The 6,920-nt window shown below is 44.2% G+C and carries 6 protein-coding genes; 2 read left to right on the plus strand and 4 right to left on the minus strand.

All coding sequences use genetic code 11. The features are described from left to right. The 3 genes from ACE1B6_RS07860 to ACE1B6_RS07870 form a co-directional block, all read right to left on the minus strand. Entirely contained in the window at nt 1-999 is a 999-nt protein-coding gene (locus ACE1B6_RS07860) for a polysaccharide deacetylase family protein (protein WP_413256696.1), read from the minus strand. A 662-nt stretch (nt 1,000-1,661) separates the two neighbouring features. Beyond that, nucleotides 1,662-3,236 carry a bifunctional pantoate--beta-alanine ligase/(d)CMP kinase gene (locus ACE1B6_RS07865; protein ID WP_413256697.1) on the minus strand — a complete coding sequence of 525 codons (1,575 nt, stop codon included), beginning with the start codon at nt 3,234-3,236 and terminating at the stop codon, nt 1,662-1,664. A gap of 176 nt (nt 3,237-3,412) precedes the next feature. Next, nucleotides 3,413-4,537, minus strand: coding sequence for a septal ring lytic transglycosylase RlpA family protein (locus tag ACE1B6_RS07870; RefSeq protein WP_413256698.1), 1,125 nt, complete (start codon nt 4,535-4,537; stop codon nt 3,413-3,415). Nucleotides 4,538-4,992: 455 nt separating this feature from the next. Here ACE1B6_RS07870 and purM point away from each other — a divergent pair, with 455 nt between their 5' ends. Next, nucleotides 4,993-6,021, plus strand: a complete 1,029-nt coding sequence (gene purM, locus ACE1B6_RS07875; RefSeq protein WP_413256699.1) for a phosphoribosylformylglycinamidine cyclo-ligase — start codon at nt 4,993-4,995, stop codon at nt 6,019-6,021. A gap of 40 nt (nt 6,022-6,061) precedes the next feature. Here the strand turns inward: purM and ACE1B6_RS07880 are convergent, their stop codons facing one another. After that, a complete protein-coding gene (locus ACE1B6_RS07880) occupies nt 6,062-6,715 on the minus strand; it encodes a hypothetical protein (RefSeq protein WP_413256700.1) in 654 nt (217 codons plus the stop codon). Between the two features lie 10 nt (nt 6,716-6,725). On the opposite strand from ACE1B6_RS07880, the gene ACE1B6_RS07885 reads away from it, so the two are divergent. Further along, nucleotides 6,726-6,920: hypothetical protein (locus ACE1B6_RS07885; protein ID WP_413256701.1), on the plus strand; the 195-nt coding region annotated here is incomplete at its 3' end.

Genomic DNA, 6,920 nt, shown 5'->3' on the forward strand with positions numbered 1-6,920 from the left:
TTAATTTACATCAACAACTCTCCCCTGCTCCCCTGCTCCCCTGCTCCCCTGCTCCTCTTCTTTGTGTCCTTGTCCCACCGAAGTGCCTTTGCTTTCTTCCATTGTTAGCAGTTCGGGAACGGTGACGAATTTGTAGCCTTGTTTTTTCAGGGAGTTGATGATGATTGGTAGGGCTTGAACGGTGCGTTGGCGATCGCCTCCACCATCGTGCATTAGGATCATGCCTCCAGGTTTGGCGCTGTTAAGAACCTTTTGAACCATCGTATTTACAGAAATTCTTCGGGCATAATCTGTAGAATCAGCTGACCACATCAATACAGCATATTTGTGTGAGAGGGCGTAACCTGCTGGCCCATTGGTCAAAATTCCGCCTGGGGGACGAAAAAGCGTGGTTCTTACTTTCGTGGTGCTTTCGATAATTGCTGCGGTATCCTCAATTTCGTGGGAGGCAAGGGTTTGACTCATTCTCCGGTAGGAGTGATTCCAAGTGTGATTGCCGATCGCATGACCCTCTGCAACTACTTGTAAGCCAATCTCAGGAAATGCCTTCAGATTTCGCCCAATCCAGAAAAATGTTGCCTTAATATCATTTTTCTTAAGTATTTCTAGAATTTTTTGCGTATATTTCGGCCAAGGGCCATCATCAAATGTCAAGGCAATGACTTTATTTTGCGCCGCCACATGAACTTCTTTGAGAGTTTTTCCCTGAAAGTTGGCAGGTGGGTTAAAAGCTTGCGGTTCTAGTTTGTTTTTGTCAACAACGGGAACTTTTTCCCGATCGCCTAGCTTTAGTTGTGACTTTTGCTTCTCTTTTTTCTCTGTATCCAAATCATTTATTGGTAAATGTGGTGTTGCTGTTACTACGGGATGATTCTGGTAAGGTACTGGCTGACGGTAGTGATTAATTGACAGGCTCAAACCAATGACAAAACTAAAAACAGCACCGCACAAAGTCATAAAAGTGAAAGCCCGCAAGTTTCTGCGACTAACCTTGATCATTTGATTCTTTTTACACTCCTCATTATAAAATTGAAATGTTCAGCGTCTTTGTATAACCACAAACTTTTAGGAAAAAGCACTGAGTTTGCTTGAGCTAGATAATTCTGTCATGCCAGAAGCTGAAACAACAAAAAGTTATTTGATATAAGTTATACACATAAAATTGCCCAAATTACTATAAGTGGGAAATAAATTTAGAAAAAATGGCAAAAGCATCTGACTTACGTCGTCATAGGTCAAGAAACCTGATTTTTCGTTACTACTTTGACTCTAAAATAACGGAATTACGTTAAAAAAATGGGTTTGGAGTGTAAATCCTCAAAGAATTTCCGCAGAGGAAAGAATAAGATAAAAAAATCTATAGAACTTACGCACTCAGATCCTCCAACCCCCTTACCAAGGGGGCTTGAGAAATTCCCCCCTTTGGTAAGGGGGGCTAGGGGGGATCTGGGTTTCAGGCTGAGAGTGCGTAAGTCTTAAAATCTATAGAACTTACGCACTCAGATCCCCCAACCCCCTTACCAAGGGGGCTTGAGAAATTCCCCCCTTTGGTAAGGGGGGCTAGGGGGGATCTGGGTTTCAGGCTGAGAGTGCGTAAGTCTTAATCTAGACCCCCGGCGACTTTTAAAAGGTCGGAGATCTAGGCAAAGAGTTCTAAATTGCTAGTGGTTGGTTTTTTCCCAGTAGAGGCTAGCAATTTGCTCAGTAACTTGGGTAATGCTTAAGCCATCGGTTTGAATTTCGATCGCATCAGCAGCTTTTTGCAGAGGTGCAATATCACGGTTGCTATCTTTCCAATCGCGTTCCGAAAGGTCTTTTTGCATTTTTTCTAAACTGAGTTCCGCCTCGCCTGATGCCAGTAAATCAGCACGACGGCGACGGGCACGTTCTGCGACTGATGCCGTTAAGAAAATCTTGAGTTCCGCATCGGGGAAAACATGAGTTCCAATATCTCGACCTTCGGCAACTAATCCGCCTTTTTCACCCCATTGTTGCTGTTGTTGAACTAATACGTCACGAACAGCTTTTTGGGCTGCGATCGCAGAAACATTAGAAGTTACTTCTACAGAGCGAATTTCTTGAGTACATTCTTGACCGTTAATCCACACCCGCACCCCGGTTTGGGGGTCGTCACTCATGCGGAGATCGATTTGAGCAGTACTAGCAATTTCTGTCACTCCTGGTCGATCGTCAACAGAAATACCTGATTTCAAGACTAACCAAGTTAAAGCTCGGTACATTGCACCCGTATCCAGATATAGTAGTCCCAAAGTTTGGGCTACCGATCTGGCTACCGTAGATTTTCCTGCACCCGCTGGGCCATCAATAGCCACAATGGGCAGACGTTTGTCAAGAAGAATATTATCGATGAGACGGGTAGAACCCAACCTCGCTGCGATCGCCAACAGTCCAACCTCCTCAATTTCTGTTAAAGGTTTTAGTGTATTTGGATGTACCAACTCCACATATTCTGTCTGAAGAGAAGATACCCTTGCTAATTGTGCCTTAACAATGGCAATTAGCTGCTGACTTTTTACTTCTCCTTTATGAAAAGCGATTTCTGCTTGTTTTAGTCCTTGATATAAAATCGTGGCTTCTGCTTTTTGTTCGGGGGTCAAGTATTGATTGCGAGAACTTAACGCTAGTCCAGAAGGTTCCCGAATAATCGGACAACCGACAATTTTCATCGGGAAATTCAAGTCCTGTACCATGCGGCGAATAATCGCTAGTTGCTGCGCGTCCTTCTGACCAAAATAAGCTTTGTCCGGTTGTACTATGTTGAATAACTTAGCCACAATGGTAGTTACGCCTGGGAAATGTCCCAAACGCGATCGTCCACACATCACAGAAATCATTGCCGCTGGTGGGATGACTTCTGTTACGGGTAAAGAACTTTCCTCTGGTGTAACTTTTGCCAGGGGAATTATTCCCAGTTCTGCTGGAGTAGGAGCAAAAATCACATCTACCCCAGCTGGTTCGCAAAATTGGCGATCGATCTCTAGTTGCCGGGGATACTTGTGAAAATCTTCTGTTGGCCCAAATTGTAGGGGATTGACAAAAATACTAACTACTACCAGATTATTTTCTTTTCGAGCTTTTTCAATCAAGCTGAGATGACCTGCGTGCAAAGCTCCCATCGTAGGAACCAAGCCAACTTCAAACTCAGAATTAGGTTGTCCAGCACGGGCTTGCCGCAGGTAGCAGCGCAGTGCCGCAACTGTAGTAAACAGGCGCACTTTGATTCCTTCAGGTTTCCACCGAATTTAGATCGATAGTAGTTTATAGCGAATCCGGCAGAAAAGACACTGTTGATGGGTGGAAATCGGGCAGGGGGGCAGGGGGGCAGGGGGGCAGGGGGGCAGAGGGGCAGGGGGGCAGAAGGCTTTTAAAAATTCTCCTTGTCCCCTTGTCTTTAGTTATTGGTGGCTACTTGTGGTTCACCTAAGACTTCGACGGTTACACGAGCTATTCCTGAGCTTGTTAGCCCGATCGTTCTAGCGGCGGCGGCGGAAAGGTCGATTATCCGACCTCTGGTGAATGGGCCGCGATCGTTAATTCTGACTACTACTGACAGACCATTTCTTAAGTTGGTCACTCTGACCATTGTGCCAAAGGGTAAGCTACGGTGAGCAGCTGTGAGGGAATTTTGGTTGTATCTTTCACCGTTGGCGGTCCGATTGCCGTGAAAACCGGGGCCATACCAAGAAGCAATCCCTCTGAGAATTGCTTTAATTGTGGGTTGAGTACGGAGAAATGCAACTTGTCCCGGCTGAGATTGCGGCGTAGGTTTACCGGGTATTTCGGTTAAGGGGGGAGCGTTGCCCATCAGTCGCCGGATTCTGTTGGTGGCTTGGAGGGCATCTTCAGCTAGGTTATTTGTGGTATCTGGCAGTCTGGTGTTTTCGGTGATTTCTACTAATTTTTCACCGTTGATTTTGATGATGTAGCGATCGCGATTAACCTTAGCTAATAACGCGGTTTTTTGATTGCTGGCTGTGTTTGCTTGTGCTTGTAATGTTTCTTCGTTACTGTTACTTACTTTGTTGCTTCCAGCGTAAGTAACTGTGATTTGACTAGCGTCGAGGTTTTCCCGATTTAGTTGGTTTAGCTTAGCGGCGATCGTACTGGCTCTTGCCGTTGGGTTGATCGTTACACTTTCAACTTGTGGGTTGCCACTCTGAGATGAAGTACCTTCTTTGACACTGCTGGACTCAACTGGGGAAGTACTAACAAAGGTTAAAACGGGGATGTCTCGTAAATAAAGGGTTGCAGCTTGACGACCTGCTATTTCATGAGCTTGAATTTTTGCGATTACCTGCTCTTGAGCATTACTTCCAGTCTTTGATTGAAACTCTCCGACTTTGATGGTGTCGGGTGGAGTATTGATTGGCGTTGAAGGTTGACTAGCAGCTGCCGCTGGCTTGTTTTCTGATTCCGTTCCCGCTACCTTGTTAGTTTCGGCATTGCAGGAAAGGGTTGTGCCCAGGGCAGTTGTTAGTATGGCAGCAGAAACGCCGCTCCAAAATCTTTGCTTCATAAGCTTTTGCTCTGTCGAGGTTAATATCGCTACTATTGAGGGCTGTGATTATTTGGTATCAGCACCAAGCCGAGAATTTTTCGGCTAACTTGTAGTCGATTTGTATTCGCTTTACTAAATTTTGCAACTGCAACAGATTACCATGAACTTTTAGAATTGGGGATCGGTATATGCCGGAATTTGCAATTCAGCAGTTCTGTACTAAACCATAAAATTTCAGTATAACTACTGGTATAATCTACGTTTCAAGCTTTTTTGACTGGAGAAGTATAAAACAAATTTTTATAGAATATTTATTAATTCATTTGGAATTGTTATCATAATTTGCCACCCTAAATTTAGGGGATAGGGGATAGGGGATAGGGGGTAGGGAATTGTCTTTTTCCCTAACACCTAAAATGTAAGACTTACCCCCTAATTAAGGGCGAAGATTGAATGAAGTGGGAGATTAATGAATGGATTATCGAGACGCAGGTGTAGATGTAGAGGCGGGTAGAGCTTTTGTCGATCGAATCCGCAGTTTGGTGAATAAAACCCATCGATCGGAAGTGATTGGTGGATTGGGTGGTTTTAGCGGTTTTTTTGCGTTACCCAGCGGGTATCGAGAACCTGTTTTAGTTTCGGGAACTGATGGGGTAGGTACGAAACTGAAGTTGGCTCATGATTTAAATTGCCACAATACTGTAGGCATTGATTTGGTAGCAATGTGTGTCAATGATGTGCTGACTTCTGGTGCGGAAGCTTTGTTTTTTTTGGATTATTTAGCGACGGGAAAGTTGGAAGCAGAACAACTGGCTGAGGTGGTGGCTGGTATTAGCCAAGGATGTGAAATGGCGGGGTGTAGTTTGTTAGGTGGGGAAACGGCGGAGATGCCGGGTTTTTATCCGCCTGGGGTGTATGATTTGGCGGGTTTTTGTGTGGGTGTGGTGGAAAAAAGCCAACTTTTGTCAGGTTCTCAGGTGGAAGTGGGGGATGTGGCGATCGGGTTAGCTTCTCAAGGTGTCCACAGTAATGGTTTTAGTTTGGTGCGAAAAATTGTTAATGATGGTGGGTTTAGTTGGAGCGATCGTCCAAAAGAATTAGGCGGTAAAAGTTTAGGTGAAGTATTACTAACTCCCACTCAAATTTATGTCAAACCTGTGTTAGCTGCAATTGCTTCGGGAATTGAAATTCATGGCATGGCGCATATTACAGGTGGCGGTTTACCAGAAAATTTACCTCGCTGTTTGGGTGCTAATCAATCAATTGAAATTATCCCGAATAGCTGGAATATTTTACCAATTTTTGAGTGGTTAGCTGCTGCTGGTAAAGTTACTCCTCAAGCAATGTTTGACACTTTTAATATGGGAATTGGCTTTGTAGTTTTGGTGAATCCAAAAGCACAAGAAGCAACTATCAAATGGTTTGAATCACAAAATATTGCTGCTTATTGCATTGGTAAAGTGATTCCTGGTACAGGTAATTTGATTGGTTTACCAGCGTAATTGTCGAAAAGGTTTAGACGATAATTTGTTTTTAATCCGTCTAAATTTCATCACTGAAACTACTATTGGACTGATTCATCAAAACCCGAATAATTTCTTCGGGATTGTTAGTATTAATTTGTAGTAACGCTGCCATTTGTTGCACTAATTCTGGGTCTTGTTGGAGTAATTCCCAAAGTTGTTCTAAGGAGATAGTTTGCGGTTGATCGGCAAAATTACCTGCTTCATCAACAGCAAGAAAAACAGTAGAGGAAGGGCTATAAGTTTCTGGTGTTTGTATTAATGGTTTTTCATGTTTTTGTAATAACTGAAAACCAATTTCACCTGCTGTATCGCTAATTTCTCCACAACCCATTTCGCCTAATGCTAACATTCTCATGGCTAATTCTTGGTTTGGGGCAGGTGAGGCGAGTAATCTTTCACCAAAGCTGCGTATCCATTGTATCCATTGAGTTTCGGTGGTGCGATCGTCTAATTCTGCGAAAAATTTTTCTACTTTTGGCGCTTGCCAACCATGAGCTATCCCTTCTAATAGCTGCATGAATAAAAACTCGTAATCAGCATTTTCTAATGGTTTGGGCGTTTGAGCTTGCTGTTTTATAGCTGCTAGGGAGGATTTGGATCTTCTGCTTCCACTGCGCCCAAACAATCTCTGAAAAAACTGCACTATTTTTTGCCAAATCCTTCCGATCATTACTATTTCCTTGGATGCGATTGTACTTTCGATTTTAGCCAATTACTACCAAAGGGCAGAGGGCAAGGAGGATAAAGGAAAATATTCTCCCCAGTCCCCAGTCCCCAGTCCCCAGTCCCCAGTCCCCAGTCCCCAGTCCCCAGTCCCCAGTCCCCAGTCCCCAGTCCCCAGTCCCCAGTCCCCAGTCCCCAGTCCCCAGTCCCCA

The organism is Floridaenema fluviatile BLCC-F154 (assembly GCF_041929135.1).
Classification (GTDB): domain Bacteria; phylum Cyanobacteriota; class Cyanobacteriia; order Cyanobacteriales; family Aerosakkonemataceae; genus Floridanema; species Floridanema fluviatile.